This is a genomic window from Brachybacterium sp. J144, assembly GCF_036321705.1.
GTDB lineage: Bacteria > Actinomycetota > Actinomycetes > Actinomycetales > Dermabacteraceae > Brachybacterium.
On sequence record NZ_JAZDCG010000022.1, the window covers coordinates 286882 to 312087 of the forward strand.

The 25206-nt window shown below is 72.3% G+C and carries 24 protein-coding genes; 15 read left to right on the forward strand and 9 right to left on the reverse strand.

Annotated features, from left to right (window positions below):
- Nucleotides 1-108: 108 nt before the first annotated feature.
- A complete protein-coding gene (locus tag V1260_RS08875; RefSeq protein WP_329746452.1) occupies nt 109-858 on the reverse strand; it encodes a hypothetical protein in 750 nt (249 codons plus the stop codon).
- A 136-nt stretch (nt 859-994) separates the two neighbouring features.
- Between V1260_RS08875 and mshD the strand changes: the two genes are divergently transcribed.
- From mshD to V1260_RS08925, 10 genes are all read left to right on the forward strand, one after another.
- Nucleotides 995-1933: a mycothiol synthase gene (mshD, locus tag V1260_RS08880; RefSeq protein ID WP_329746453.1), complete on the forward strand. Its 939-nt coding sequence runs from the start codon at nt 995-997 to the stop codon at nt 1931-1933.
- A 2-nt stretch (nt 1934-1935) separates the two neighbouring features.
- Complete coding sequence (locus V1260_RS08885; RefSeq protein WP_329746454.1) at nt 1936-2883, forward strand: NUDIX hydrolase; 948 nt, start codon at nt 1936-1938, stop codon at nt 2881-2883.
- 26 nt (nt 2884-2909) lie between these two features.
- Nucleotides 2910-3461 (forward strand): DUF4190 domain-containing protein, encoded by a 552-nt coding sequence (locus V1260_RS08890; RefSeq protein ID WP_329746455.1) that lies wholly within the window; start codon nt 2910-2912, stop codon nt 3459-3461.
- A gap of 222 nt (nt 3462-3683) precedes the next feature.
- The gene (gene pstS, locus V1260_RS08895; RefSeq protein WP_329746456.1) at nt 3684-4832 is read left to right on the forward strand and encodes a phosphate ABC transporter substrate-binding protein PstS; all 1149 of its coding nucleotides are present in this window, start codon (nt 3684-3686) and stop codon (nt 4830-4832) included.
- 107 nt (nt 4833-4939) lie between these two features.
- Entirely contained in the window at nt 4940-5962 is a 1023-nt protein-coding gene (gene pstC, locus V1260_RS08900) for a phosphate ABC transporter permease subunit PstC (RefSeq protein ID WP_329746457.1), read from the forward strand.
- A gap of 4 nt (nt 5963-5966) precedes the next feature.
- Nucleotides 5967-7133, forward strand: a complete 1167-nt coding sequence (pstA, locus tag V1260_RS08905) for a phosphate ABC transporter permease PstA (protein WP_329746458.1) — start codon at nt 5967-5969, stop codon at nt 7131-7133.
- Between the two features lie 28 nt (nt 7134-7161).
- Nucleotides 7162-7947: a phosphate ABC transporter ATP-binding protein PstB gene (pstB, locus tag V1260_RS08910; protein WP_329746459.1), complete on the forward strand. Its 786-nt coding sequence runs from the start codon at nt 7162-7164 to the stop codon at nt 7945-7947.
- 366 nt (nt 7948-8313) lie between these two features.
- The gene (locus V1260_RS08915; RefSeq protein ID WP_329746460.1) at nt 8314-9087 is read left to right on the forward strand and encodes an ABC transporter ATP-binding protein; all 774 of its coding nucleotides are present in this window, start codon (nt 8314-8316) and stop codon (nt 9085-9087) included.
- Nucleotides 9084-10445, forward strand: a complete 1362-nt coding sequence (locus V1260_RS08920; RefSeq protein ID WP_329746461.1) for an FtsX-like permease family protein — start codon at nt 9084-9086, stop codon at nt 10443-10445. The genes V1260_RS08915 and V1260_RS08920 overlap by 4 nt, the downstream gene beginning before the upstream one ends.
- A gap of 167 nt (nt 10446-10612) precedes the next feature.
- Nucleotides 10613-10939: a rhodanese-like domain-containing protein gene (locus V1260_RS08925; RefSeq protein ID WP_329746462.1), complete on the forward strand. Its 327-nt coding sequence runs from the start codon at nt 10613-10615 to the stop codon at nt 10937-10939.
- 52 nt (nt 10940-10991) lie between these two features.
- On the opposite strand, the gene V1260_RS08930 is transcribed toward V1260_RS08925, so the two are convergent.
- Nucleotides 10992-11753: a CPBP family intramembrane glutamic endopeptidase gene (locus tag V1260_RS08930; protein WP_329746463.1), complete on the reverse strand. Its 762-nt coding sequence runs from the start codon at nt 11751-11753 to the stop codon at nt 10992-10994.
- A gap of 86 nt (nt 11754-11839) precedes the next feature.
- On the opposite strand from V1260_RS08930, the gene V1260_RS08935 reads away from it, so the two are divergent.
- A complete protein-coding gene (locus tag V1260_RS08935) occupies nt 11840-12583 on the forward strand; it encodes an SDR family oxidoreductase (RefSeq protein WP_329746464.1) in 744 nt (247 codons plus the stop codon).
- A gap of 90 nt (nt 12584-12673) precedes the next feature.
- Here the strand turns inward: V1260_RS08935 and V1260_RS08940 are convergent, their stop codons facing one another.
- The 3 genes from V1260_RS08940 to V1260_RS08950 form a co-directional block, all read right to left on the reverse strand.
- On the reverse strand, nt 12674-13057 hold the full coding sequence (locus tag V1260_RS08940; RefSeq protein WP_329746465.1) for a metal-sensitive transcriptional regulator: 384 nt from the start codon (nt 13055-13057) through the stop codon (nt 12674-12676).
- Nucleotides 13058-13062: 5 nt separating this feature from the next.
- On the reverse strand, nt 13063-14478 hold the full coding sequence (gene purB, locus V1260_RS08945; RefSeq protein WP_329746466.1) for an adenylosuccinate lyase: 1416 nt from the start codon (nt 14476-14478) through the stop codon (nt 13063-13065).
- A gap of 171 nt (nt 14479-14649) precedes the next feature.
- Nucleotides 14650-15048: a phage holin family protein gene (locus V1260_RS08950; RefSeq protein WP_329746467.1), complete on the reverse strand. Its 399-nt coding sequence runs from the start codon at nt 15046-15048 to the stop codon at nt 14650-14652.
- 143 nt (nt 15049-15191) lie between these two features.
- Here V1260_RS08950 and V1260_RS08955 point away from each other — a divergent pair, with 143 nt between their 5' ends.
- Nucleotides 15192-16301: a histidinol-phosphate transaminase gene (locus V1260_RS08955; protein WP_329746468.1), complete on the forward strand. Its 1110-nt coding sequence runs from the start codon at nt 15192-15194 to the stop codon at nt 16299-16301.
- A gap of 51 nt (nt 16302-16352) precedes the next feature.
- Here V1260_RS08955 and trpB read toward each other — a convergent pair whose 3' ends face one another.
- Entirely contained in the window at nt 16353-17645 is a 1293-nt protein-coding gene (gene trpB, locus V1260_RS08960) for a tryptophan synthase subunit beta (protein WP_329746469.1), read from the reverse strand.
- Between the two features lie 306 nt (nt 17646-17951).
- Here trpB and V1260_RS08965 point away from each other — a divergent pair, with 306 nt between their 5' ends.
- From V1260_RS08965 to V1260_RS08975, 3 genes are all read left to right on the forward strand, one after another.
- A complete protein-coding gene (locus V1260_RS08965) occupies nt 17952-19286 on the forward strand; it encodes an MFS transporter (protein ID WP_329746470.1) in 1335 nt (444 codons plus the stop codon).
- A 78-nt stretch (nt 19287-19364) separates the two neighbouring features.
- Nucleotides 19365-20660: a Gfo/Idh/MocA family protein gene (locus V1260_RS08970; RefSeq protein WP_329746471.1), complete on the forward strand. Its 1296-nt coding sequence runs from the start codon at nt 19365-19367 to the stop codon at nt 20658-20660.
- A 43-nt stretch (nt 20661-20703) separates the two neighbouring features.
- Nucleotides 20704-22359, forward strand: a complete 1656-nt coding sequence (locus V1260_RS08975) for a sensor histidine kinase (protein WP_329746472.1) — start codon at nt 20704-20706, stop codon at nt 22357-22359.
- 6 nt (nt 22360-22365) lie between these two features.
- On the opposite strand, the gene V1260_RS08980 is transcribed toward V1260_RS08975, so the two are convergent.
- The 3 genes from V1260_RS08980 to V1260_RS08990 are packed head-to-tail and all read right to left on the reverse strand — an operon-like array spanning nt 22366 to nt 25171.
- A complete protein-coding gene (locus V1260_RS08980; protein ID WP_329746473.1) occupies nt 22366-23835 on the reverse strand; it encodes a glycosyltransferase family 2 protein in 1470 nt (489 codons plus the stop codon).
- Nucleotides 23832-24827 (reverse strand): HEAT repeat domain-containing protein, encoded by a 996-nt coding sequence (locus V1260_RS08985; RefSeq protein ID WP_329746474.1) that lies wholly within the window; start codon nt 24825-24827, stop codon nt 23832-23834. Before V1260_RS08985 ends, V1260_RS08980 begins: the two co-directional genes overlap by 4 nt.
- Entirely contained in the window at nt 24824-25171 is a 348-nt protein-coding gene (locus V1260_RS08990; protein WP_329746475.1) for a response regulator transcription factor, read from the reverse strand. The genes V1260_RS08985 and V1260_RS08990 overlap by 4 nt, the downstream gene beginning before the upstream one ends.
- Between the last annotated feature and the right edge of the window lie 35 nt (nt 25172-25206).

A 25206-nucleotide genomic window follows, 5' to 3' on the forward strand; every position in this document is an offset into this window, starting at 1 on the left:
ATCGTGAAGGCGAGGGTGCCGAGGCCCACGAGGACCACGAGCGCGATGAAGAACAGGCTGAGCGCGGACATGCCCGCGAGTCTACCGGGGAACCGCGGCCCCGAGGCCTCAGGAGACGAGGACCACCGCGAGGTGCGCGAGCACGCCCACGGTCGCCACCGGCACCGCCGCCACGGCGATCGAGGGCACGGGCTCCCGGGCCACGAGCGAGGAGCCGACGAGCAGGTGGGCGCTCGAGGAGCCGACGGCGCTGACCAGGCCGAGCACGATGGCCATGGGCAGCGACACCGCCGCCAGGGAGACCGCGATCGCGGCGGTCAACGCGGCGCCGGCCGCCCCCGAGAGCAGGAACCGCAGCGTCGAGGGGAGCATCGTGGCGTTCAGCAGCAGGGTCGCCGCGAGGCCCGTCGCCACCGCCGTCACCACGCCGGTGGGCCCGCCGGTCTCGGCCTGCTGCTGGGCGAGGACCCACGTCGCCGCGAGTCCGGAGACGAACGCCCCGGCCACCGTGCCGGTCAGCGAGGCGGTCAGGTCGCGGCGGTCGCGCCGCAGCATCTGGTGGAGGAAGGCGGCGAGCACGCCGAGGGCGGAGACCATGAGCACTCCGCCGACGGGATCGACCCTCTCGCCCCCGAAGGCCGTGACGAGGGAGGCGGCGAGGCCCACGAGGATGATCACCGTGCGGGTCCCGGCGCGGGAGGGGAGCTCAAGCAGCTCCGACCAGGAGAGGCCGATCAGCACCCCGAGCAGCGCCGCGGTCCCCGCCATGAGCAGCGGCGAGATCGGTCCGGTCAGGGAGACCAGCGCCACCAGCAGGGCGAGCGCGGCACCGAGAGGGGCTCGCTCGGGAGCGGACATGAGGCCTCCCTCGCGGTCGATTCCGATGGTCAGTCCCGTGCCGCGGACGGGGCCGGGCGGGCGCTACAGTGGCAGTCTACGAGCGACCGCCGTGAGCGGTGCGCACCCTCCCCGCATCCTCGTCCGGAAGGTCCCCATGATCACGTCGTCCGTCCTCGCCCCCGCGGTGCGAACGACGGTCGAGGATCTGTTGGCGCGGACCACCGCGCACGACGGCGTCGCCCCGCTCGACGAGGCCGCGCGCCTCTCCCTCACCGGGGACTCCGCCCAGCACCTGCTGCTGACCGCCGACGCGACGGAGCCGGTGGACGGCGCGGACCGCGCCGGGGCTCTGATCGGATACGCGAACCTGCTGCCCGACGGCACCGTGCAGGGGATGGTCGACCCCGCGCACCGCCGTGCGGGGCACGGCACGGTGCTGCTGCGCGCCGCGCTCGCCGCACGGCCCGACGCCGGGGTGTGGGCGCACGGCGCCCTCGACGGAGCCCTCGCCCTCCTCACCGGGGAGGGCCTGGTCGAGACCCGACGCCTGCTGACCCTTCACCGCCCCCTCGGCGAGGCCGCGCCGCTCCCCGCACTGCGCCCCTCGGACCTGCCCGGTCTGCAGCTCGGGCCCTTCGACGCACAGCGCGACGCCGAGGACTGGGTGCGGGTGAACGCCGCCGCCTTCGCCGCGCACCCCGAGCAGGGCGCGATGACCCTCGAGGACCTCCGGCTCCGCCTCGCCGAGCCGTGGTTCGACGCCGAGGACCTGCTGGTCGCCCGCCAGGACGGCCGGATGGTCGGCTTCGTCTGGGTGAAGCGCGAGGACCGCTCCGCGGGGGCCGACGCCGAGATCTACGTCGTCGGCACCGACCCGTCGGTCCAGGGCCACGGGGTCGCCGGGCACCTGCTGGGCGCCTCGCTCGCGCGCCTCGCGACGACGGGGGCCGGCGGGGTCGAGCTCTACGTGGAGGCGGACAACACCGCTGCCCTCTCCCTCTACGAGCGCTGGGGCTTCACGGTTGCGGGCCGGGACGTGCAGTTGCGCGCCCGGGCCGAGGCGCCGGGATCCGCGGGGACGGGCGGGGCCTGATCATGCGCGTCGCCCCCGGCATGCCGCAGCCCGTCCTCGCCGCCGGCGCCCTCACCTGGCGCGAGGGCGCCGACGGTCTCGAGGTGATGCTCGTGCACCGTCCCCGCTACGACGACTGGTCCGTGCCCAAGGGCAAGCTGGATCCGGGGGAGACCTTCCCCGCCGCTGCCGTGCGCGAGGTGGCCGAGGAGACGGGCTTCCGGGTGCGCCTGCACCGCCCGTTGCCCGCCTCGGTCTACCTGCTGCCGGACGGCCGCACCAAGATCGTCCAGTTCTGGATCGGGACCGTCCGCGCGCAGATCGCCCCGGGGCCGAAGAACCCCGCCGAGATCGACGAGGTGCGTTGGACCTCCCTCGACGAGGCGGAGCGGCTGGTCACCCGGCAGGGGGACCAGGTCGCCCTCGCGGCGCTGCGGCGCTTCCTCGACGCCGACGAGCTGGACACGGTGCCGATCATCATCCAGCGGCACGGCGCGGCGGTGTCCCGGGCGAAGTGGCGCAAGGGTGAGGCCAGCAGGCCGCTCAACAGCAAGGGGAAGAAGCAGGCGAAGGCGCTGCCGACCCTGATCGATGCCTTCGACCCGGCGAGCGTGCTGAGCAGCCCGTGGGAGCGCTGCCTGGCGACCGTGACCCCGCTCGCCTCGCTCGAGGGTCTGCGCGTGCGCACCAAGGAGCAGCTCACCGAGGACGGGACCCGGCGCCAGCCCGCCCGCACGGCCGCGGTGATCCATCGCGTGCTGCAGGAGGCTCGCGGCACCGTCGTGTGCACGCACCGCCCGGTGCTGCCGACGGTGATCGAGGTGATCCGCGAGGTCGCGGATCCGGGGGCCGCGCTCGAGCTGCCGCGCGAGGACCCGTTCCTCGCGGCGGGAGAGGCGCTGCTGCTGCACACCACGAGCTCTGGCAGAGTGGTCGCGATCGAACGACACCTGCCGAACATCGGCGGATGACCCATGACGGGTGAAGGGGGAACGACATGAACGCATCGGACAACTGGTCGGGTGGAGGCCAGGGCGGCTACGGCGGGCAGGACCCGTACGCCGGCGGGCACGACCCGTACGCCGCGGGGCAGTCCTCGGCATCGGGTGGGGGCCCGTACGCCGGGGGCCAGGACCCCTATGCCGTCGGCAGCGATCCGTACGGATCGTCCTCGGATCCGTACGCGACGAACTCGGACCCGCTCGCGGCCCCCGTCGGCTTCGCGCCCGAGTTCGGGCAGGGCCCCGCGTACATCGGGCAGCCGGGACCGTATGCGCCGTCGCCGCCGAGCTCCGGGACGGCGATCGCCGGCTTCGTGGTCGGCCTCGTCGGGTACCTGATGTGCGCGGGCGTCCTGTCGCCGGTGGGCCTGCTCCTCTCGATCCTGGGGATGAGGGACACCTCGCCGCAGGCCATGCCCCCCAAGGGCGGCCGGGGCCTCGCGATCTCGGGCCTGGTGATCAACATCCTCGGCCTGCTGACCCTGATCGGCCTCGTGCTCTACGTCGTGTTCATCGTCGGGCTCGTCGCCGTCTCCGAGTCGTCCTGAGGGCCGCCGCGCCGACTCCGGTCCGAGGACCCGTTACTGCTTCGTGACCAGAAGTGTGACCCATCCCTATCTCTCGCTGACCTGTGGGTTCATGTGTCCGGAGGGGCTGTTCACCTGCTGTTCACATGGGAAGGGTCGTGCGGACACCTGCGCTCCTTAGCGTCCCTGACGTCAGACTTCAGACGCCATTCCCGGGCCGCCCCGGCCCCGAAAGGACTCGCAGTGAACGTTCGTAAGAACAAGCTCGTCTCCCTCGCCGCCCTCGGCCTCGTCGGCGGACTCGCCCTCACCGCGTGCGGCGGCGGCTCGGAGACCACCGATGGCGGCTCCGGTTCCTCCGACAACGGCGGCGGCGCGGCGGCTGCGGGCGGCTACGCCGAGCTGACCGGCAACCTCGCCGGCTCGGGCGCTTCCTCGCAGCAGAACGCCCAGACCGCGTGGACCGAGACCTTCATGGGCCTCGCCGGCGCCGAGGGCTCCGACCTCACGATCACCTACGACCCCACCGGGTCCGGCACCGGGCGTGAGCAGTTCCTCGCGGGCCAGGTCCAGTTCGCGGGCACCGACGCCGCCCTCGACGAGGAGGAGCTCGCTGCCTCCGCCGAGGTGTGCAACGGTGAGCAGGCCTTCGACCTGCCCGTCTACATCTCCCCGATCGCGGTCGTCTTCAACATCGAGGGCGTCGACTCCCTCAACCTGAGCCCCGCGGTCATCGGTGAGATCTTCGCCGGCACCATCACCAACTGGAACGACCCGAAGATCGCCGAGCTCAACGAGGGTGTCACCCTCCCCGACCTCGCCGTCGTCCCGGTCCACCGCTCCGACGACTCGGGCACCACCGAGAACTTCACCGAGTACCTCTCGGCGAACGCCCCCGAGGCGTGGACCCACGGCCCGATCGAGACCTGGCCGATCGACGGTGGCCAGTCCGGTGACGGCACCTCCGGCATGATCTCCACCGTCGAGGGCGGCAACGGCACCATCGGCTACGCCGACGCCTCGCAGGCCGGCAACCTCGGCACCGCCGCCATCCAGGTCGGCGAGGAGTTCGTGGAGTACTCGCCCGAGGCCGCCGCGAAGGCCGTCGACGTCTCCCCGCGCGCCGAGGGCCGTGCGGAGAACGACATCGTCGTGGAGCTCGACCGCACCACCACCGAGGCCGGCGTGTACCCGATCGTCCTCGTCTCCTACCTGGCGCTGTGCGGTTCCTACGCCGACTCCGCCCAGGGCGAGGCCGTGAAGGCCTACGCGTCCTACATCGTCTCCGAGGAGGGTCAGCAGACCGGTCTCGAGAACGCGGGCTCGGCTCCCCTCTCCGATGAGCTCCGCACCGAGGCGCAGGCCGCCATCGACGCGATCGCCGTCGGCTGATCACCTGCGTCGAGCGCACATCGTCGTGCCGCCGGGTCAGCTTTCTTGGCCCGGCGGCATCGGCGTGTCCCCCTCCCCGTCCCCGCACGTTCTGAGGAAGGCCCCACGTGAGCAGCACTGACGCCGCCCCGGAGACTCCGCAGGCGCCCGCCGCTTCCTCCTCCATGAAGCGCAGCGGTCGTCGCCTCGGTGACTCCGTCTTCTCCATCCTGAGCATCGGCTCGGGTGTCCTCATCTTCGTCACCCTCGCCCTGGTCGCCATCTTCCTCACGAGCGAGTCGATGCCGGCGATCCGCCGGAGCAAGGAGCTCGGCTTCCTCTTCGGCTCGGAGGATCGATCCTTCGAGCTGCTCGCGGGGGTCGGCCCCTTCGTGTACGGCACGATCCTCGCGGCGCTCATCGCGCTCGTGGTCGCGATCCCGATCTCGCTCGGCATCGCCCTGTTCATCTCGCACTACGCGCCGCGGCGCATGGCGGCGGGCCTCGGCTACGCTATCGATCTGCTGGCCGCGGTCCCTTCCGTGGTCTACGGCCTGTGGGGCGGTCTCTGGCTCGTGCCCCGCCTCGAGCCGCTGTACGTCTTCCTCAACTCCACCCTCGTGTGGCCCTCGTGGGTGCCCCTCGTGCCCGCGGGCGAGGCGATCATCCCGCTGTTCGCCGGGGACCCCACCGCCCCCATGCGCAACCTGGCCTCGGCCTCCGTGGTCCTCGCGGTGATGATCCTGCCGATCATCACCGCGATGTCCCGTGAGGTCTTCCTGCAGGTGCCGCGGCTCCAGGAGGAGGCGGCGCTCGCCCTCGGCGCGACCCGTTTCGAGGTCGTCAAGACGGTCGTGCTGCCCTTCGGGCGCTCGGGCGTCGTGGCCGCCTCGATGCTCGGCCTCGGCCGCGCGCTCGGCGAGACCATGGCCGTGCTGATGATCCTCGCGCCCGGCGCGACGTACTCCTGGCACATCCTGGTCGTCGGCCAGCACAACACGATCGCCTCCAACATCGCGGGCAAGCAGGCCGAGGCCTCCGGTCCGGACATGGCCTACCTGATCTACACGGGTCTGGTGCTGTTCGTGCTGACCTTCCTGATCAACGCCCTCGCCCGCTGGATCGTCTCCCGCACGACTGTGAAGGCATGACGCCATGAGCACTGCAACCACCACTGCGAAGACCCCGATCTCGGGGGCGCGCGCCTCCGAGCGCCACCTCCCCGCCTGGCACCTGCTGCTCACCGGCGCGATCGCGATCGTCGTGTCCGTCGTGCTGCTGTCCGTCTTCGGGGCGCTCGGCCTCGTCAACGTCATCCTGCTGGGCTACGTGCTGCACCTGGTGATCACCTACATCTACTCGCGCGTGCGCGAGGGGCGTCGGTGGGCCGCGGACCGCGTGATGACCCTCCTGGTGATCGGCGCCTTCGCGATCGCCCTGTTCCCGCTGGTCTCGCTGCTGTGGCAGGTGATCATCGAGGGCGGCTCGCGCCTGCTCAAGGCGGCGCCGACCCCCCTCGCCTTCTGGACCAGCGACATGTCCGGGGTCATCGGCGGCGCGGATGCGGGCGGCGTGGTCCATGCGACCGTCGGCACCCTGCTGATCACCTTCTGGGCCTCCCTGATCTCGATCCCGGTGGGCCTGTTCACCGCGATCTTCCTCGTGGAGTACGCGAGCACCGGGTGGAAGAAGACCCTCGCCAAGGGCGTCACCTTCCTGGTCGACGTGATGACCGGCATCCCCTCGATCGTCGCCGGTCTCTTCGGCCTCGCGCTGTTCATCGCCTTCATGCCGGACCAGAGCGTGCGCATGGGCATCATGGGCTCGGTCGCCCTGTCGCTGCTGATGATCCCCACCGTGGTCCGCTCGAGCGAGGAGATGCTGCGCCTGGTCCCGCTGGACCTGCGCGAGGCGGCCTACGCCCTGGGCGTGCCGAAGTGGCTGACCATCGTGCGGGTCGTGCTGCGCACCTCGATCGCGGGCCTCGCCACCGGCGTGACCCTCGCGATCGCCCGTGTCATCGGTGAGACGGCCCCGCTGCTGCTCACGGTCGGCATGGTCACCTCCGTCAACTGGAACATGTTCGACGGCCGCATGGCCACGCTGCCGACCTTCATCAACCAGCAGTACCGTGCCGGCAGGGCCAACTGCATGAGCGAGACGGTGTCCAACCCGGTCTCCGGTGCGGAGTACGCCTGCTCGGTCTCGACCAACATCGATCGCGCCTGGGCCGCGGCCCTCACGCTGATCGTGATCGTCATGGTCCTGAACCTGGTCGCCCGCCTCATCAGCCACTACTTCTCCCCGAAGCTCAGCCGCTGAGCTGACGACCCCCGCGAAAGGACTTCCGATGGCAGCCCCCCAGCCCATCACCGTCGAGGACCTCAACATCTACTACGGCGACTTCCTCGCCGTGGAGGACGTCAACGTCCAGATCCTGCCCCGCTCGGTCACCGCGCTCATCGGCCCCTCGGGCTGCGGCAAGTCGACCTTCCTGCGGACCCTGAACCGGATGCACGAGGTCATCCCCGGCGCGTACGCGAAGGGCACCGTGCAGATCGACGGCCAGGACATCTACGCCCAGGGCGTGGACCCGGTGAACGTGCGCCGCCGCGTTGGCATGGTGTTCCAGAAGGCCAACCCCTTCCCGACCATGTCGATCCGCGACAACGTGCTCGCCGGCGTCAAGCTCAACAACCGTCGCATCTCCAAGTCCGCGGCCGACGAGCTGGTCGAGAGCTCGCTCAAGGGTGCGAACCTGTGGAACGAGGTCAAGGACCGTCTGGACAAGCCCGGCATGGGCCTCTCCGGTGGTCAGCAGCAGCGTCTCTGCATCGCCCGCACCATCGCGGTCAAGCCCGAGGTCGTCCTCATGGACGAGCCCTGCTCGGCGCTCGACCCCATCTCCACGCTCGCGATCGAGGATCTGATCCACGAGCTCAAGGAGGAGTACACGATCGTGATCGTGACGCACAACATGCAGCAGGCGTCGCGCGTCTCGGACCGCACCGGCTTCTTCAACATCGCCGGCACCGGCAAGCCCGGTCATCTCATCGAGATGGACGATACCGAGAAGATGTTCACCAACCCCTCGAACAAGCAGACCGAGGACTACATCTCCGGTCGCTTCGGCTGATCGACGAACTGGCGAGGAACGAGCCGGGAGGAGATCAGCTGTCAGGCAGGGCCTGATCGACGAACTGGCGAGGAACGAGCCGGGAGGAGATCAGCTGTCAGGCAGGGCCTGATCGACGTGCTGGCGAGGGACGAGCCGGGAGGAGATCAGCTGTCAGGCAGGGCCTGATCGACGTGTACTGGCGAAAACGGACTCCCTGGAGCGCGCCGGGTCACGGGCAGCGAGCCCGGGCCCGGCGCTCCGTCGTCCCTGCCCCATGCCCGGCCGGTGGTCGCACGGTCGCGTCATCCCACGGTCTGACCCCGCGGGCGCGGAACCGCTCCGCGGGCTGACGCGCGGGGAGGGGCCGCGACGGATCGTGGAGCCATGAACGTCTCGCCCCCTGCATTCCGATCCGTCGGCGACCCCCTGGCCGCCGCCCACCCCACCCCGATCCTCGCGGCGCGCGGCCTGGTCCGCACCTACGGCCGCGATTCGGCCGCGACCCGCGCCCTCGACGGCGTCGATCTCGACGTCGCCCGGGCCGACTCCCTCGCCGTAATGGGCCCCTCCGGCTGCGGCAAGACCACCCTGCTGCACGTCCTCGCCGGCATCCTCGCCCCGACCGCCGGCACCGTGCACCTGGATGGCCAGGACCTCGCGGGGCTCGGCGACTCCCGGCGCACGCTGCTGCGCCGCAGCCGGTTCGGCTTCGTCTTCCAGGACGGGCAGCTGCTCCCGGAGCTCACCGCGCTGGAGAACGTCATCCTGCCGCGCATGCTCGGCGGCACCTCGCGCCGCGCCGCGACCGCGGAGGCGCGCGCCTGGCTGGACCGCCTGGGTCTGGCCGGGATGCACGACCGTCGGCCCACCCAGCTCTCCGGCGGTCAGGCCCAGCGCGTCGCCGTCGCCCGAGCGCTCGCCGGCCGACCCGCGGTGGTCTTCGCCGACGAGCCGACGGGTGCCCTGGACCAGGAGACCGGGCGGTCCGTGCTGCGCACCCTTGTCGACTCCTGCACGGAGACCGGGGCGAGCCTGGTGATGGTCACGCACGACGCCCAGATCGCCGCGGCCTGCCGCCGCACGGTAGCGATGCGCGACGGCCGCATCGCCCGGGAGTTCGTGCGGCCGGAGGCCGCGATCGAGGGTGCGGCCCGATGAGTGCCCTGCTCGCCTCCGCCCCGCTGCTGCTGCGCCGCCGCGGCGCGCTCGCGGACTTGCTGCCCGTCATCGCCTTCGCCGCCGCCACCGGGATCACCCTGACCGTGCTCGGCGGGGCGGCCGCCTTCGTCGGCCGGCTCCCCGACGGGGGCGAGGTCGTCCACACCGGCGAAGCCTCCGTCATCCCCTTCCTGGTCACCTGCGCGATGGTCGCCTCCGTGCTGCTGATCCCGAGCGCCGTCGGCCTCGGCGGCTCCGCGGCACGGCTTTCGCTCGCCCGGCGCGAGCAGGACCTCGCCGCGATACGCCTCGTGGGCGGCACCGCCACGCAGGTGGGCGCCGTCGCGGTCCTCGACGTCGCCGCGCAGGCGCTGCTCGGCGGGCTGCTCGGCGTGGTGCTGCACCTGGTCGCGACGCCGCCGCTGACCGCTCTCGACTTCGGGATCACTCCCTTCACCACTGCGGATCTGCTCATGCCCTGGTGGGCCTACCCGCTGCTCGTGATCGGGATGGTGCTCCTCGCGGCGGGCTCCGCGACCGTGTCCCTCACCGGGGTGGTGCTCAGCCCCCTCGGTGTCGCGCGGAACTCCCGCACGGTGCGGATGTCGGTGGTGCGCCTGGCGATCTGGGCGACGCTGGTCGTCGGCTTCCTGGTCTTCGCGCAGATCGGCTCGATGGTGCTGGGCCCGATCGCCGGCGAGGCGGTGGTCATCGCGGTGATGGTCGCGCTCATCGGCGCCGTGGTCGCGGGGGTCAACCTCGTGGGTCCCTATCTGGTGTGGCTCGTGGCGCTGCTGGTGGCGCGCCTCGCGCCGACTCCCTCGCTGCTGGTCGGGGCGCGGCGGCTCGCCGCGGACCCGAAGGCCGGGTGGCGGGCCGTCTCCGGGATCACCTTCGCGCTGGTGATCGCGGGCTTCCTCACCGTGATCTCGCTGATGACCCGCGGCGACGGGTTCCGTGGCGCGGAGGACCTGATGATGGCGACGGCCATGTCCACCGGCGGACTGCTGACGCTCGGGATCGCGGCCGTGCTCGCCGCGGTGAGCACCGGCGTCACCCAGACCGCCCGGGTCATCGATCAGGCCCCGCTGCTGCGCTCCCAGCACGTCGCCGGGGCACAGGTGGGACAGCTGCACCGGTCGCGGATCGCGGAGATCGTGCTCCCGGTACTGCTCAGCTCCGTCCTCGCCACCTTCACCGCGCTGCTGGTGGTGATGGCGGTGCTGGGCGGCGCCCCGCAGGATCCGCTGGTCGCGCTCCAGTACATCGCGAGCGTCCTCGGGGCGTACGCGCTGGTGATCGCGGCGGTGCTGGTCGGCTCCCCGCTGGCGCGCCGGTTCGCGCTGCGGGGCGCCTGATCCGCGGCGGAGGGTGGAGGGAGCAGGGGAACCTGTCGGTTACTGGCGCGTAGCGTAGGGCTACGGATATATGACCGTAGTGGAACGCTACGCGTCAGTAACTGACCACGACTCCGATCACCCGCCTGCTGTCCCGCGGGGCGGACCGCGGCCGTTAGGGTGGATGCATGACGGAACTGCGGAATGTGGCCCCGACCGAGGTGCCCGAGGGCGCCCACCTGATCGACGTGCGCGAGCAGTCCGAGTGGGATGCGGGCCATGCGCCGACCGCTCGCCACCTCGCCGCCAGCAGCCTGCTGGAGAAGCTCGACGAGCTCCCGGAGGACGGCGACCTCTACATCGTCTGCCGCAGCGGCGGTCGCAGCTTCCAGGTGTCGCAGTGGCTGAACGCCAACGGCTACGACGCGATCAACGTCGCCGGCGGCATGGACCAGTGGTTCGAGTCCGGTCTGCCGATGGTCTCCGACGGCGAGGCCGAGCCCTTCGTGCTCTGAGCCGGACCCCTTCGGAGTCCCGCCCCGGCAGCTCCTGCCTCGACGGGCCGGCTCACAGCGGCAGCAGGTCCTTCACCAACGCGTAGCCGACGAAGGCGACCACGTCGATGAGGGCGTGAGCCACGATCAGCGGGCCGGTGCGCCGGGTGCGTCGGAACCACTCGCCGAACACCAGCCCCATGACCAGGTTCGCGAGGCCCGGGCCGACCCCCTGATAGGTGTGGTATGCGCCGCGCACGATCGCGGAGGCGATCACGGCACGTCGACCGCTCCAGCCGAGCCGCTCGAGCCGCTGGATCAGATAGCCCACCACGATCACCTCCTCGAGCAGCGCGTTCTTCACGGCGTGCAGGATGAGCACGGGCACCGTCCACCAGTGCTCGCCGAGCGCTGCGGGCACCACCTCGACGGTGAGGCCCACGGCGCGGCCCAGCAGGTAGACGGCGAGCCCGGGCACACCGATCGCCGCGGCGAGGGCGAGGCCCTGCCAGAGGTCCCGGCCCAGGCGGCGACGCTCGAGGCCGAGGTCCCCGAGGGCCTGGGCGATGCTTCCGGCCGTGACGGCGAGGAGCAGGATCACGAGGGCCACCGGCACCAGGGTGAAGGTGATCGAGAGCAGCTGGCGCAGCAGATCCATCCATGGATCGGTGTCCTGAGAAGTGTTCAGCGAGGTGGACTGGCCGGCGAGCGGACCCGCGGCGAGGGCCTGGGCGAGGGCGATCAGCGAGTAGACCGCGCTGCGACCGAGCGACAGGCCCAGCACCACCAGCACCTCGGCCCGCAGCCAGTCGCGGCTCGGGGTGAACGGCTGCATCAGCGTCCTCCTCTCGACATGCGACATGCTCTCACCGCGCGCGGGGCCGGGCGGCACGCTCGGCGTCCCGTGCCAGACTCGGCCCCATGACCGACCCCGCTCTCGCCCCGTCTTCCCCCGCCGATGCCGCCGCTGGCGCCGCGCACCGTCCGACCGTCCTCGTCACCGGCGCGACGCGGGGCATCGGCCGTGCGGTCCTCGAGGAGCTCGCCGCGGATCACCACCTGATCGTGGGAGGTCGCGACGCCGAGGCGGTCGCCGCCGTGGTCGTCGAGCTGCCCTCGGCCCAGCCCTTCGTCGCCGAGCTCACCGACGCCGAGCAGATCGCTGCGGCGGTGGAGGCCCTCCGCCTGCCCCGCGGGCTCGACGGGCTGGTCCACTCCGCCGGGGTACTGGTCAGCGGGAGGCTCGAGGATCTCGAGCCCGCCGCCTGGGAGCGCTCCTTCGCGATCAACGTGACCGCCGTCGCCGCGCTCACCAGGCTGCTGCTGCCCGCTCTGCGCACCGCGCGCGGCACCGTCGTGACGATCAACTCCGGCAACGGGTTCACCGCCAAGGCCGGCGGCGGTGCCTATGCCGCCTCGAAGTTCGCGCTGCGCGCCCTCACCGATGCGCTGCGCGAGGAGGAGCGGGCCGCCGGGGTGCGCGTCACCTCGGTCCATCCGGGGCGCGTCGCGACCGACATGCAGCGCGAGCTGCGGGACTTCGAGCAGGGCGAGTACCGCGAGCAGGACTACGTCGCCCCCTCGACGGTCGCCGCGACCGTCGGCCTCGCCCTCCGTCTCGGCGACGAGGCGAGCCTCGACGTGCTCAGCGTCCGCCCGCGCTGAGCCCACGGCGACCGCACAGAGCCTCCGTCGACGCCGCCCGGCGACCGCCCGGAGCGCCCCCGGGCGCCGCCCGTCAACCGACTGGTCAGCTCACTTCATCAGCCGCTTGACCGCCTGCATGATCTCGTCCATCTTGCGCTCGAGCTCCTCGGAGTCGCCGGAGCGGGCGGCATCGTGCACGCAGTGATGAATGTGGTCGTCGACCAGACCCGTCGCGACCGACTGCAGGGCCTTGGTGACCGCGGAGATCTGCGTGAGCACGTCGATGCAGTACGCGTCCTCCTCGACCATCCGGTGCACCCCGCGGACCTGCCCCTCGATGAGCTTGAGGCGTCGGAGGTACGGCGACTTGGTCTCCCGGTAGCCGGGATCGCCCTGTGTGCCGTGATCTCCGTGCACGCCGTGGTCTCCGTGCCCGGGGTGCCCGCCGTGCTTGGCGGTATCAGCGCCCGTCGTCGTCACGTCCTCGGACATGGCGCTCAGGCCTTCCCGTCCTCGAGGCGCTCCACGAGCCGTGCGGCGTAGCCGGTGTAGGTCGCGGGGGAGAGGGCCAGCAGCCGGTCCCGCTCCGCCTCCGGCAGGCCGAGTCCCTCGATGAAGGCGCGCATGCCCGCGCCGTCCACGCGCTGACCGCGGGTGAGGTCCTTGAGCCGCTCGTAGGGGTTGTCCAGGCCCGGCACGCCCTGCACGCCGAGGGTGCGCATCACCGACTGCACCGCCTCGCCGAGCACCTCCCAGTTCGCCTCGAGGTCCGCGGCCATCGCGTCGGGATCCACGTCGAGACCGGCGAGGCCCTTGCGCAGGTTCGAGATCGCGAGCAGCGAGTGGCCGAAGGCCATGCCCACGTTGCGCTGGCTCGAGGAATCGGTGAGGTCCCGCTGCAGGCGGGTGGTGACCAGGGTCTGCGCGAGCACGTCCAGCAGCGCCCCGGAGATCTCGAGGTTCGCCTCCGCGTTCTCGAAGCGGATGGGGTTGACCTTGTGCGGCATGGTCGAGGACCCGGTGCCGCCCTGTGCGGAGAGCCGCTGGCGGAAGTAGCCCAGCGAGATGTAGGTCCACACGTCGGTCGCGAGGTTGTGCATGATCCGCCCGGCGCGGGCGACGTCCGCGTAGACCTCGGCCTGCCAGTCGTGCGACTCGATCTGCGTGGTCAGCGGGTTCCAGGTCAGGCCGAGGTGCTCGACGAAGGTGCGCGCGACCTCCTCCCAGTCCGCGGTCGGGACGGCGACGGCGTGCGCGGCGTAGGTGCCGGTCGCGCCGTTGATCTTGCCGAGGGTCTGGTTCGCGGGGATGCGCCGGGCCTGGCGGCCCAGTCGGTGCGCGAAGACCGCGATCTCCTTGCCGAGGGTGGTCGGGGTCGCGGGCTGGCCGTGGGTGCGGGAGAGCATCGGCACCTCGGCGGTGTCCCGGGCGAGGGCCTCGAGATCGTCGACCAGCGCCTGGAAGGCGGGCAGCCACACGTCGTGCACGGCGCCGCGGATCATCAGCGCGTAGGAGAGGTTGTTGACGTCCTCGCTGGTGCAGTAGATGTGCACGACCTCGGAGAGCGGCTCGAGGCTCGTCCCCGCGAGGCGGCGCTTGATGTAGTACTCGATCGCCTTGACGTCGTGGACGGTCTCCCGCTCGATCTCGGCGTGCTCGGCGATGCCCTCGGCCCCGAAGTCCTCCGGGATCGCGCGCAGCAGGGCGCGCTCCTCGTCGGTCAGGGTGCGCAGGCCCGGGATCACGCCGCCGTCGAGCAGGTGGATCATCCACTCGGTCTCGACCACGAGGCGGCAGCGGTTCAGCGCCGCCTCGGAGAGATGGTCGACCAGCGGCGCGGCCTGGGCGCGGTAGCGACCGTCGAGCGGGGTGAGGGCGATCGGGGGAGTGATGTCCGCGAAGGAGTGAGCCATGACGGCCATTCTCCCAGAACCCCGCGCGGCCGCGGGGGCGGGGCCGACGGGCGGGCGCGGGGCGGGGCCGACGGGGGCCGACGGGCGGGAACGGTGGACGGCCGACGGGTGGCCGCGGTGGCGGGGCCGACGGGCGGGTGCCGGGCCGACCGTCGGCCGAGGGGGCCAGACTCAGGCGCGCTCGCGGTCGCTCTCACCGAGGCCCGTGACGCCCTCGACGATCGCCGAGAGGACTCCGATAATCACGCCCGCCAGCAGCGCCCACCAGAAGGTGTCGAACTGCAGGGTGAGGCCCACCAGACCCGACACCCAGCCGGCCAGCAGCAGCATGAGCGTGTTGATCACCAGCTGGAACAACCCCAGCGTGAGGCAGGTGATGGGGAGGGCGAGGAGGGAGAGCAGCGGCTTCACGAGGGTGTTGATCACCGCGAGGATCAGCGCGATCGCACCGATCGTGAGGACCTGCGTGAGCAGGGGCGCGCTGTCGTCGCCCAGATGCATGCCGGGCAGGATCAGCGCCGTGATCCACAGCGCGAGGCCGGTGACGATGATGTGTCCGAGGAACCGCATGCCCCCATTGTCCCCGTCCGGTACTGGGAGCGCATGGGGGAGAACCCCCGGGGGCGGCCGGGGCAGAGGCGGGGTGCCCGGCTGTCGCCCCGGCCGGCGGACGCGCGAGGGACGAGACCCCCGTCGCGTCCTACCCTGGGGGCATGCCCGACCCCTCCGCCCGCCCCGACCAGCCCGAGGAGCGCATCCGCCTGCGCCCCGCCCTCGAGGCCCTGCCCGCGTACGTCGCCGGCAAACCCGCCGCCGATGACGGGATCCACCGCTTCAAGGTCTCTTCGAACGAGTCGCACCTGCCGCCGGTGTCTGAGGTGCTCGAGGCGGCGACCGCGGCGATGACGGGCGCGAACCGCTACCCGGACGCGGCCGCGCAGGAGCTGCGCGCCGCTCTCGGCGAGCGGCACGGCGTGGACCCGACGCAGATCGCGGTGTCCACGGGCTCGGTCGCGGTCTCGGGCGACCTGGTCCGTGCGCTCGTCGGCGAGGGGGACGAGGTCGTCTTCGCGTGGCGCTCCTTCGAGGCGTACCCGATCCTGGTCGGTTCCCATGGCGGCACCCCGGTGCCGGTCCCGCTCACGCCCACCGGGGAGCACGACCTGCCCGCCATGGCCGCGGCGATCACCGAGCGCACCCGCCTCGTGCTGCTGTGCACCCCGAACAACCCCACCGGCCCCTCGCTCAGCACCGAGCAGGTCGAGGACTTCCTCGCCCGCGTGCCCGAGGACGTGGTCGTCGCGATCGACGAGGCCTACCGGGAGTTCCACGACCCCGCCACAGTGCTGGGGACCGCCGGGATCTTCCGCCGCCACGGCAACGTGGTGCTGCTGCGCACCTTCTCCAAACTGCAGGGCCTCGCCGGGCTGCGTATCGGCTACGCGGTCGCGCACCCGCGCCTGGCCCGCGCCCTCGGCCAGGTCACGGTGCCCTTCGGGGCCTCCGCCCCGGCGCAGGCCGCGGCCCTCGTGACCCTGCGGCCGCACGTCGCGGAGGAGCTCGAGTCCCGGGCCGCCGCGGTGCGGGCCGAGCGCTCCCGGGTGCTCGCCGGGCTGCGCGAGCAGGGCTGGGTGCTGCCGGCGAGCCAGGGCAACTTCGTGTACTTCCCGCTCGGGGAGCGCTCGGGGGAGTTCGCCGAGTTCGCGGAGGCGCGCGGCCTCGTGCTGCGCGCCTACGGCACCGACGGGGTGCGCGCCACGATCGCCGAGCCCGAGGCGAACGATCGCCTGCTCGCCATCGCGCAGGAGTGGCGCGCCGGCTGAGCCGGGTTCCCCCGGTCACCGCAGCGACCGGGGGGGCTCCACCGGACGTGCTCAGCGTGCGATCTCGTCGGCCTCCCCGGTCATCCCGACCTTCTCGGCGACGTAGTCGATGTCCTTGTCGCCGCGTCCGGAGAGGTTCACCAGCAGCGCCGCCTCGCGGGGGAGGGCCGGGGCGATCCGGATCGCGTGGGCGAGGGCGTGCGCTGACTCGAGCGCCGGGATGATCCCCTCGGTGCGGCTCAGCCGCTGGAAGGCGTCGAGCACGGCGGCGTCGCCCTCGCGCACGTACTCGACACGGCCCAGCTCGTGCAGGTGCACGTGCTGCGGGCCGACGCCGGGGTAGTCGAGGCCCGAGGCGATGGAGTGCACCTCGCCGGGCTGTCCGTCGGCGTCCTGCAGCACCCGGGTGTCCATGCCGTGCAGGGTGCCGGGCGTGCCGAAGGTCATCGTCGCGGCGTGGGCGCCGGGCTCGTCGCCGGTCCCGCCGGGCTCGACGCCGATGAGCCGCACGTCCTCGTCCTCGAGATAGGCGGTGAAGGCGCCCATCGCGTTGGAGCCGCCGCCGACCGAGGCGATCACGGCATCGGGCAGCCGGCCCAGGTCCTCGAGGAGCTGGGCGCGGCTCTCCCGGCCCACGACCGACTGGAAGTCGCGGACCATGTCCGGGAAGGGCGCAGGGCCCACGACGGAGCCGATCGCGAAGAGGTACTGCTCGGGGTCCGCCGCGTACACGCCGAAGGCGGAGTCCACGGCCTCCTTGAGGGTCCGCTGACCGACCTCGACGGAGACCACCTTCGCTCCCAGCAGTCGCATCCGCACCACGTTGGGGCGCTGCTTGGCGACGTCGACCGCGCCCATGTGGATCTCGCACCCGAGGCCCACGAGCGCGGCGGCGGTCGCGAGGGCGACGCCGTGCTGGCCGGCGCCGGTCTCGGCGATCAGGGTGCGCTTGCCCATCCGCCTCGCGAGCAGCGCCTCCCCGATCGTGTGGTTGATCTTGTGGGCGCCGGTGTGGTTGAGGTCCTCCCGCTTGAGCAGGATGCGGGCGCCGCCGAGGCTGTCGGAGAGGCGGTCCGCCGCGGAGATCGGGGAGGGGCGGCCGACGTAGTCGCGCAGCAGCCGGGAGTACTCGGCGAAGAACGCCTCGTCATGGCGGGCTTCCTCGTAGGCGGCGGCGACCTCGGCCATCGGGCCGACGAGCGGCGGCGGCAGGATCGCTCCGCCGTACTCTCCGAAGCGGCCGCCGGTGTTCCCCGCGAACTGCGGGGAGCGGGTGAGACCGCTCGCCTCGGCGAGGGTGCGCGGGGCGCGGGACGCGGTGGTGACGGGGGTGGGGGTCGACATGGGTGTCCTCCGGGGTTCGGGCCCGACCCGGGCTGCTCCGTTGCAGTACTGCTCGGAAACCGCCCGGCGTGGGGCGGTTTCCTGTCAGCGCACGCGACAGTGGGGGACCGCCCTCAGGCGGTCCACCAGCTCATCGTCGCGGTGCGCATGGAGCGCACTGTAGACGAGGTCCGGGGTGGGCGCGTCCGCCGTCCATCCGCCGACGCGGATACCCTGGGGGAGGTCGGGACCCCTCCGCTGCGGGACGGGCGCCCGAGGCGTCCGGTCCGACTGTCGCCTCCCCGTCCCGGCCCCCGGAAGGACCCGATGACCCCGCCCGCCGCCCCCCAGGCCACCCCCGTGCTCGGCGGTCCCCGCGCGCGCATCGTCTGGGTCGCCGCCCTCGCGGCGTATTCGGTCGCGGTGCTGCAGCGCACCACGATGGGGGTCGCGGGTCTCGAGGCCACCGAGCGCTTCGGCGCCTCCGCCACGATCGTCTCCACCTTCGTGGTGCTGCAGCTGGCGGTCTACGCCGTGTTCCAGATCCCCGCGGGCGTGCTGCTGGACCGCTACGGCTCCCGCGTCACCCTGGTGGCCGGGGCGGTGCTGATGGCGGCGGGGCAGCTGCTGATGTCGGTGACGGACGAGGTGGGCGTGGCGATGGTCGCGCGGATCGTCCTCGGGGCGGGCGACGCCCTCACCTTCTCGAGCGCGATCCGGCTGGTCCCCGCCTGGTTCCCGGCGTCCCGCGTGCCGCTGCTGACCCAGCTGACCGGCATCCTCGGCCAGGTCGGGCAGATCGCCTCCGCGGTGCCCTTCGTGGCGGTGCTGACGGTGCACGGCTGGGGCGCGGCCTTCTCCGCCTCGGCGAGCCTCAGCGCGATCTCGGCGGTCATGATCCTGCTGCTGGTGCGCGCCGCGCCGCCCGGGATGCCGCGCCCGCGGGTGCGGCAGGACCTCCGTCGGATCCCGCTCGTGCTCGCTCGGATCGTGCGACACCCCTCGACCCAGCTGGGCTTCTTCACCCACTACACCGCCGGGTTCACCGGGATCGCCTTCTCGATGATGTGGGGCTACCCGTACCTGACCGCGGGGGAGGGGCTCAGCCGTCCCGCGGCCTCGGCGGTGATGACCGTGCTGGTCGTGGTCGCGGTGATCGCCGGACCGCTCATCGGCGCGCTCACCCAGCGGCACCCGCTGCGCCGCTCCACCCTCGTGCTGCTCATCGTCGCGGCGATCGTGGTGCCGCTGCTCGCCCTCGTCCTGTGGCCCGGGCCCGCCCCGACGTGGCTGCTGATCGTGCTCGTCGCCGGCTTCTCGATCGGCGGTCCCGCGAGCAGCGTCGGCTTCGACTTCCCGCGCACCGACCTGGCCCGCCATCGCCTCGGCACCGCGACCGGCGTGGTGATCATGGGCGGGTTCATCGGCGGCCTGCTCGCGATCCTGCTGATCGGCGTGGTGCTCGATCTGATGCGGCCCGACGGCGACTACGACCTGCACGCCTTCCGCGTGGCCTTCGCCGTGCAGCTGCCGCTGCTGGCGATCGGCGTGCTGGGCATGCTGGTCTCCCGGCGGACCCTGCGCCGCCGGATGGCCGCCCAGGGCCGTGAGGTGCCCCCGTGGCGCGACGTGTGGCGCTCCGGCCGCTGGCGCCGCCTCTAAGAGTCGTGCCGGACGGGGCTTGCCGCCCTCTCCGTCGGTGACGTAACGTTTCCCCGTAGATAATTTCAAGGAGGAAATATGTCGTTCACCCTCGGCATCGTCGGCATCGGCCAGTTCGGCTCCCACTTCGCGGAGCTCTTCGCCGCCCATCCCGAGATCGACGGGATCTATGCCGTCGACTCCGTCCCCGAGCGCATCGACGCCGTCGAGGCGCGGGGCGTGCGCTTCGCCGGTCGCTTCGGGACCCTCGAGGACCTGCTCGCCTCCGACGTCGACGCGGTCGCGATCTTCACCCAGCGGTGGACCCACGGCCAGCACGCCCTGGCCGCCCTCCGCGCCGGCAAGCACGTCTACTCGGCCGTGCCGATGGCCATCGAGGAGGACGAGATCCGCCAGATCACCGAGGAGGTGCAGCGCACGGGCCTCGTCTACATGATGGGCGAGACCAGCCAGTACAACGCCGCCGTCGTCCTCGCGCGGCGCATCCACCGCAGCGGTGCCTTCGGCGAGGTGTTCTACGCCGAGGGCGACTACGTCCACGACATGGACCTCGGCTTCTATGACGCCTACAAGTACTCCGGCGGCGACGCCTGGAAGTCCACCGCCTCCTACCCGCCCCTGCTCTACCCGACCCACTCGATCGGCGGCATCCTCGGCGTGCTCGGCGAGCGCCACGCGACCTCCGTCTCGGCGCTGGGCCGCCCGGACACCCGCGGCGACGGCGTCTTCGACAAGGACGTGTCGATGTTCGCCAACGACGTCTCCAACGCCTTCGCCCTCTTCGGCATGGACAACGGCGGCGCCTTCCGTACCAACGAGCTGCGCCGCGTCGGCTATCCCTCCCACAGGCGCGAGAGCCGCTTCCGCTTCTTCGGCGAGACCTCCAGCTTCGAGGAGACCATCGACGTCACCTACTGGCACGACAAGGAGCGGGTCCTCGACGTGACCGAGCAGATCCGCACCGGCGCGACCATGAGCCTGGACGATCCGCGCCTGGCCGACGTCTCGCCCGCCCTCCGCGACGCCTTCGTCGCCGGGGCCGCTCCCGTCCACCACCAGGCGCGGCTGCCGAAGGAGTTCCAGGGCCTGCCCAACGGTCACGAGGGCGCCCACCACTTCCTGGTCGACGACTTCGCGCGCGCCGTCGTCGACGGGGCCCAGCCGATGGTCAACGCCTGGCAGGCCGCCCGCTACACCCTCCCCGGGGTCATCGCCCACCAGTCGATGAACCGCGACGGCGAGCGACTGCCCATCCAGGACCTCGGCAACTGCCCGCTGGCCGTCCAGGACCTCGATGCGGACCAGGAGCCGCTCGACCTCGAGGCGCTCTGGTCCGCCCAGGAGGCCGCGGAGCAGGCCGCACAGCAGGGGTGAGCCAGGGGCCGCGAAGTCGGCGGTGCGCGGCTACGATGCGCTCGTGAACCCCCGACCTCGCGGACATCGGCTCCGGCACCTCCTGCTCTCGCCGCACCACGGCACCGCGGGCATGCTGCGGCCCGGCCTCGCGGCGGTCTGCCAGGTCGCGCTGTCCCTGTGCCTGCTGATCGGCATCCTGCTGCTGGACGACCAGAGGCTCGGGATCGGCTGGCTGTACTGGACGGGTCACGGGCTCATCCACGCCCTGACCCTCGCCCTGCTGGCCGGGCTGCTCGTCGGGCGGCTGCAGAACCGGTCCCGCACCGAGATCCCGCGGTTCGTCGAGCTCGCCGTGCTGCTCCTGCCCGTGGCCGACCTCGCGATCCTCGCGGTGACCCGCTGGTCCCTGGTGAACGTCTCCGGCTTCCAGGGGTACCTGATGACGGTGCCGATGGTGTGGCTCGCGGCGCAGCACCGCCTGCGCGGCGCCGCCCTCGGCATCTCCATCACGGCGGCGTCGATGGCGATCGGGCCGTTCATCGTGCCGGGCCACGAGCTGCTCCCCGTGCTCCTGCGCGGGGCGGCGGTGCTCTTCCTGGCGAGCGCCGTGACCATCGTGGTGGTGTCGGTGACGATGCGTCTGGACGAGCACGCCCGTCGCCTCGAGTCGGTGACCTCCGCCCTCGGCGTGGTCTCCCTCGTGCTCGACCTCGAGGACGGGACGGTACTCGAGAGCTCGGGCCGGCTCACGGGCCCGGCCCGGTCCCAGGACGTCGCCGCCCTGCTGTCCGGGCCGCTGTTCTCGGAGAACGGCAGGCTGCCGCTCCCGCCCGAGCGCAGCCCGCTGGCCCGTGCGCTCGGCGAGCGGGTGCTGACCGGCGAGTCGGTGTGGGTGCCGCTCGAGGGCGACCGACGGGCGGCGCTGTCGATCTCCTCGACCCGGCTCGACGAGCAGCGGATGCTGCTGGTCGTGCACGACGTGACCCTCTCCCTCGGCGCCGTGCTGCAGGAGGAACAGTTCCTCGCCAACGTCTCGCACGAGCTGAAGACCCCGCTCACCTCGATCACCGGCTACGTCGAGCTGGTCGAGGACGAGCTGGACGGGCCCGGCGGCGGAGACCCCTCCGTGATCCGCTCCCACCTCGAGGTGGTCACCCGCAACGTGGTCCGGCTGCGGCAACTGATCCTCGGCCTGCTCGAAACCGCCCGCTCGGTGAGCAGCGACCGGATCGGCTCCGGGGGCGGTCCGCGCCGGGTGACCTCCTTCGACGAGCTGGTGCGCCACCAGGTCGAGGGGATGCGGCCGCGCGCGGCCGTGCGCGGCCTGCGCTGGGAGCTCCATGGCCTCGACGAGCCGGTCGAGCTGGTCAACGCCGACCCGGAGCGGCTCGGCCAGGCGGTCGACAACCTGCTCTCCAACGCCGTGAAGTACGCGCACGAGGGCGGGCTGGTCACGGTGACCCTCACCCGGGACGACCGCCGGGCCCGGCTGACGGTGGCCGACGAGGGCATCGGCATCGACGCCGACGATCTCGCCCGCCTGTACACCCCCTACTTCCGGGCGCGCACGGCGACCGGCGCGGGGGTGCCCGGCTACGGTCTGGGGCTGATGATCACGCGGCGGATCCTGCGCGCCCACGGCGGCGACATGACGATCACCTCGGAGGTCGGGGTCGGCACCAGCGTCGTGTTCGAGCTGCCGCTCGCCCGCACCTGAGGGACCTCAGCGCGCGGCCTCGGAGGAGAAGCCGGTGCGGGTCATCTCGCCCCACACCGCCTCGCCCCCGCGCAGCGCCTGCCACCAGCCCTGCAGCCGCCAGAGGGCGGTGAGCTGGCGGTAGCCGAGGTTCTCCAGGAGCGAGCAGGAGATCATCAGCAGCAGGTGCCGGGTGGTCGAGCGACGTCGGCCCGACGCCTCCTCGAGCAGCACGGACAGCACCGTGACCAGGATCCCGCAGCCGAGCGCCACGCCCAGCAGGGCGAGGGTCATCACCGGGCTCACCGCCCCGGTGAGGAGCGCGGCGACGATGACGAACATGCCGAGCACCTCGAACAGCGGAGCGAACAGCTCGAAGATCCAGTAGTAGGGCAGGCCGACCAGGCCGATGCGGCCGTAGCGCGGGTTCAGCAGCATGCCGCGATAGGCCCACAGCACCTCCCAGAGCCCGCGGTGCCAACGCACGCGCTGCCGCTTCAGCACGGCGCGGGTGTCCGGCACCTCGGTCCAGCAGGTGGGGTCGGAGACGTAGACCATGCGGTAGTCCCGGCGCCGACGGCGGCACCAGCGGTGGATCTTCAGCGTCAGCTCGAAGTCCTCGCCGATGGTGTCGGGGTCCAGGGCGCCGACGCTCAGCAGCACGTCCCGGCGGTACACCCCGAAGGCGCCGGAGATGAGCATCAGCGTGCCCAGGCGGGACCATCCGGCTCGGCCGAGGGAGAAGGCGCGCAGGTACTCGACGACCTGGAAGCGGGCGAGCCACGAGCGGGGCATGCCCTCCTCGGTCACGCGGCCCGAGACCACCCGGCTGCCGTTGACCGCGCGGATGTTGCCGCCGGTCGCGACCACGCGCAGCGGATCGTCGAGGAAGGGCTGGGCGGCGAGCAGCAGCGCATCGGGATCCATGACCGAGTCGGCGTCGACGAGCACCACGAGATCCTTCGCGGCCAGGCCGATCCCGGTGTTGACCGCGTTGGAGCGCCCGCCGTTGGCGGTGTCCACCACCAGCAGCGGGATGCTGCGGTCGCGCGCCTCGTAGATCCCGCGGACCTCGGATCGCAGCGTGATGTTCGGGCCGGGGTCGAGGCGGCGGGAGCTCGGCACCAGGTCGAAGGTCGAGCGGAGCACCTCGAGGGTGTCGTCCTTGGAGCCGTCGTTGACCACCACCAGCTCGTGGTCGGGGTAGTCCAGGGCGAGGGAGGAGCGCACCGTCTCCGCGATCAGCGCGGCCTCGTTGTAGGCGGGCATCACGATGGTCAGCCCCAATGAGACCGGGGCGGTCGCGGTCTCGTGGAGGTCGAGCACGGAACGGCGGGCCGCCGAGCGGCGGGTGTCGACGAAGCCCAGGAGGACCAGGACGAGGTAGATCGCGTTGATCGCGAGGAAGTAGAGCAGGGTCGGCCACGCGGTCCAGATCAGGACCGTGCGCACGAGGTCGTGCACCCAGGTGTCGGAGAGATCGAGCCAGGGGATCACGGGCGGCTCCCGGGGAGTTCGGTGCGGAGCTGGGAGGTCAGCAGCGGGTCGCCGCTCGCGGCGACCGCGGCGAGCGCCTCCGCGGACTCCTCGCGGGGCAGGGCGAGCAGGGCGCCGAGAGCGTGGCTGCGCACCATGCCCCAGGGCGAGCGGGTCCCCTCGAGCAGCGCGGGCACCGACTCCGCCGTCCCCACGCGGGTCAGGGCGGTGGCGGCGGCGAGCTGGACGCCCGGCGTCGGGTCCTGCCGCAGCAGGGCGCCGAGACGGGCGGTGTCCGCGGCGCTCGAGAGCTCGCCGAGAGTCTGGGCGGCCGCGGCGCGGACCCTGGGGGCGGGGTCGCTGAGGGCCTGCCGGATCGCCGCGAGGGCCCGCGGGTCGGTGCCGCCCTGGGTGATGAGGGAGGTGACGATGACGAGGGAGGGGACCTCGGCGCGGTGGCGCAGCCGATCCAGCACGGCCTCGACGGAGGCGGCCGACGGGTAGGCCGCGAGGGCGCGCACCGCGACCGTCTGCACGATGGGGGCGGGATCGGTGGTCGCCCGGCGCACCGCCTCCTCGTCGGAGGGGAGGCCCAGTTGGCCGAGGCGGCGGACTGCCGCCGCGCGCACGGTCGTCCGTCGTGAGCGGGCGCGGCGCCGCAGGCGGGCCGGGTGGCCGCGGTCGATCAGCATCGCCGCGATCCGCGCCCGGGAGTCGCCGCGCAGGGTCTCCAGGACGGACAGCAGGCGCTCGTCGATCCGCTCGCCGAGGAGGCCGGTGGCCCCGCGCAGGGTCTCGGTGAGGGCGACCTCCGCGGGATCGGCGGCGTCCTCGTCGTCGGCGAGGGCGTAGCGGATCACGAGGGGTCGGGCCTGCGCATCCGCGCGATCCCGGCGGCGCGCGAGCAGCACCCGGACCCCGTGCAGGAGGATCACGGAGACGATGGCCACGACGATCACCGCCCAGAGGACCGCGAGCGCGGTGAGGATCAGCCGGGGATCGAGGGTGATCACGGGCGGGCGAGGATCGCGGTGACGCGGGCTGCGAGCTCGCGCGGGCTGAAGGGCTTGGTCATGTAGTCGTCGACCCCGGCGGTGAAGCCGTTCTCGAGGTCCCGCTCCTGGCTGCGGGCGGTGAGCATGAGGATCCGCAGGGTCGACCCCTCGGCACGCAGGGCGCGCACCAGGTCCACGCCGGTCATCCCGGGCATCATGTGGTCGACCACGGCCAGCTCGATGTCGCCGCGCGCCGCGAGCACGTCGCGCGCCGCCTCGCCGCTGCCCGCGATCGTCACCTCGTGGCCGCTCGCGCGGAGCTTGAGGGAGACCAGTTCCACGATGTCCGGGTCATCGTCCACCACCAGGATGTGCGCCGTGTAGACAGTCTAAGTAT

Bases quoted from the DNA above. Each gene is read 5' to 3' on its own strand.
- V1260_RS08875 (WP_329746452.1), bottom strand. From the start codon at position 858: ATGTCCGCTCCCGAGCGAGCCCCTCTCGGTGCCGCGCTCGCCCTGCTG.
- mshD (WP_329746453.1), top strand. From the start codon at position 995: ATGATCACGTCGTCCGTCCTCGCCCCCGCGGTGCGAACGACGGTCGAG.
- V1260_RS08885 (WP_329746454.1), top strand. From the start codon at position 1,936: ATGCGCGTCGCCCCCGGCATGCCGCAGCCCGTCCTCGCCGCCGGCGCC.
- V1260_RS08890 (WP_329746455.1), top strand. From the start codon at position 2,910: ATGAACGCATCGGACAACTGGTCGGGTGGAGGCCAGGGCGGCTACGGC.
- pstA (WP_329746458.1), top strand. From the start codon at position 5,967: ATGAGCACTGCAACCACCACTGCGAAGACCCCGATCTCGGGGGCGCGC.
- pstB (WP_329746459.1), top strand. From the start codon at position 7,162: ATGGCAGCCCCCCAGCCCATCACCGTCGAGGACCTCAACATCTACTAC.
- V1260_RS08915 (WP_329746460.1), top strand. From the start codon at position 8,314: ATGAACGTCTCGCCCCCTGCATTCCGATCCGTCGGCGACCCCCTGGCC.
- V1260_RS08920 (WP_329746461.1), top strand. From the start codon at position 9,084: ATGAGTGCCCTGCTCGCCTCCGCCCCGCTGCTGCTGCGCCGCCGCGGC.
- V1260_RS08925 (WP_329746462.1), top strand. From the start codon at position 10,613: ATGACGGAACTGCGGAATGTGGCCCCGACCGAGGTGCCCGAGGGCGCC.
- V1260_RS08930 (WP_329746463.1), bottom strand. From the start codon at position 11,753: ATGCAGCCGTTCACCCCGAGCCGCGACTGGCTGCGGGCCGAGGTGCTG.
- V1260_RS08935 (WP_329746464.1), top strand. From the start codon at position 11,840: ATGACCGACCCCGCTCTCGCCCCGTCTTCCCCCGCCGATGCCGCCGCT.
- V1260_RS08940 (WP_329746465.1), bottom strand. From the start codon at position 13,057: ATGTCCGAGGACGTGACGACGACGGGCGCTGATACCGCCAAGCACGGC.
- purB (WP_329746466.1), bottom strand. From the start codon at position 14,478: ATGGCTCACTCCTTCGCGGACATCACTCCCCCGATCGCCCTCACCCCG.
- V1260_RS08950 (WP_329746467.1), bottom strand. From the start codon at position 15,048: ATGCGGTTCCTCGGACACATCATCGTCACCGGCCTCGCGCTGTGGATC.
- V1260_RS08955 (WP_329746468.1), top strand. From the start codon at position 15,192: ATGCCCGACCCCTCCGCCCGCCCCGACCAGCCCGAGGAGCGCATCCGC.
- trpB (WP_329746469.1), bottom strand. From the start codon at position 17,645: ATGTCGACCCCCACCCCCGTCACCACCGCGTCCCGCGCCCCGCGCACC.
- V1260_RS08965 (WP_329746470.1), top strand. From the start codon at position 17,952: ATGACCCCGCCCGCCGCCCCCCAGGCCACCCCCGTGCTCGGCGGTCCC.
- V1260_RS08970 (WP_329746471.1), top strand. From the start codon at position 19,365: ATGTCGTTCACCCTCGGCATCGTCGGCATCGGCCAGTTCGGCTCCCAC.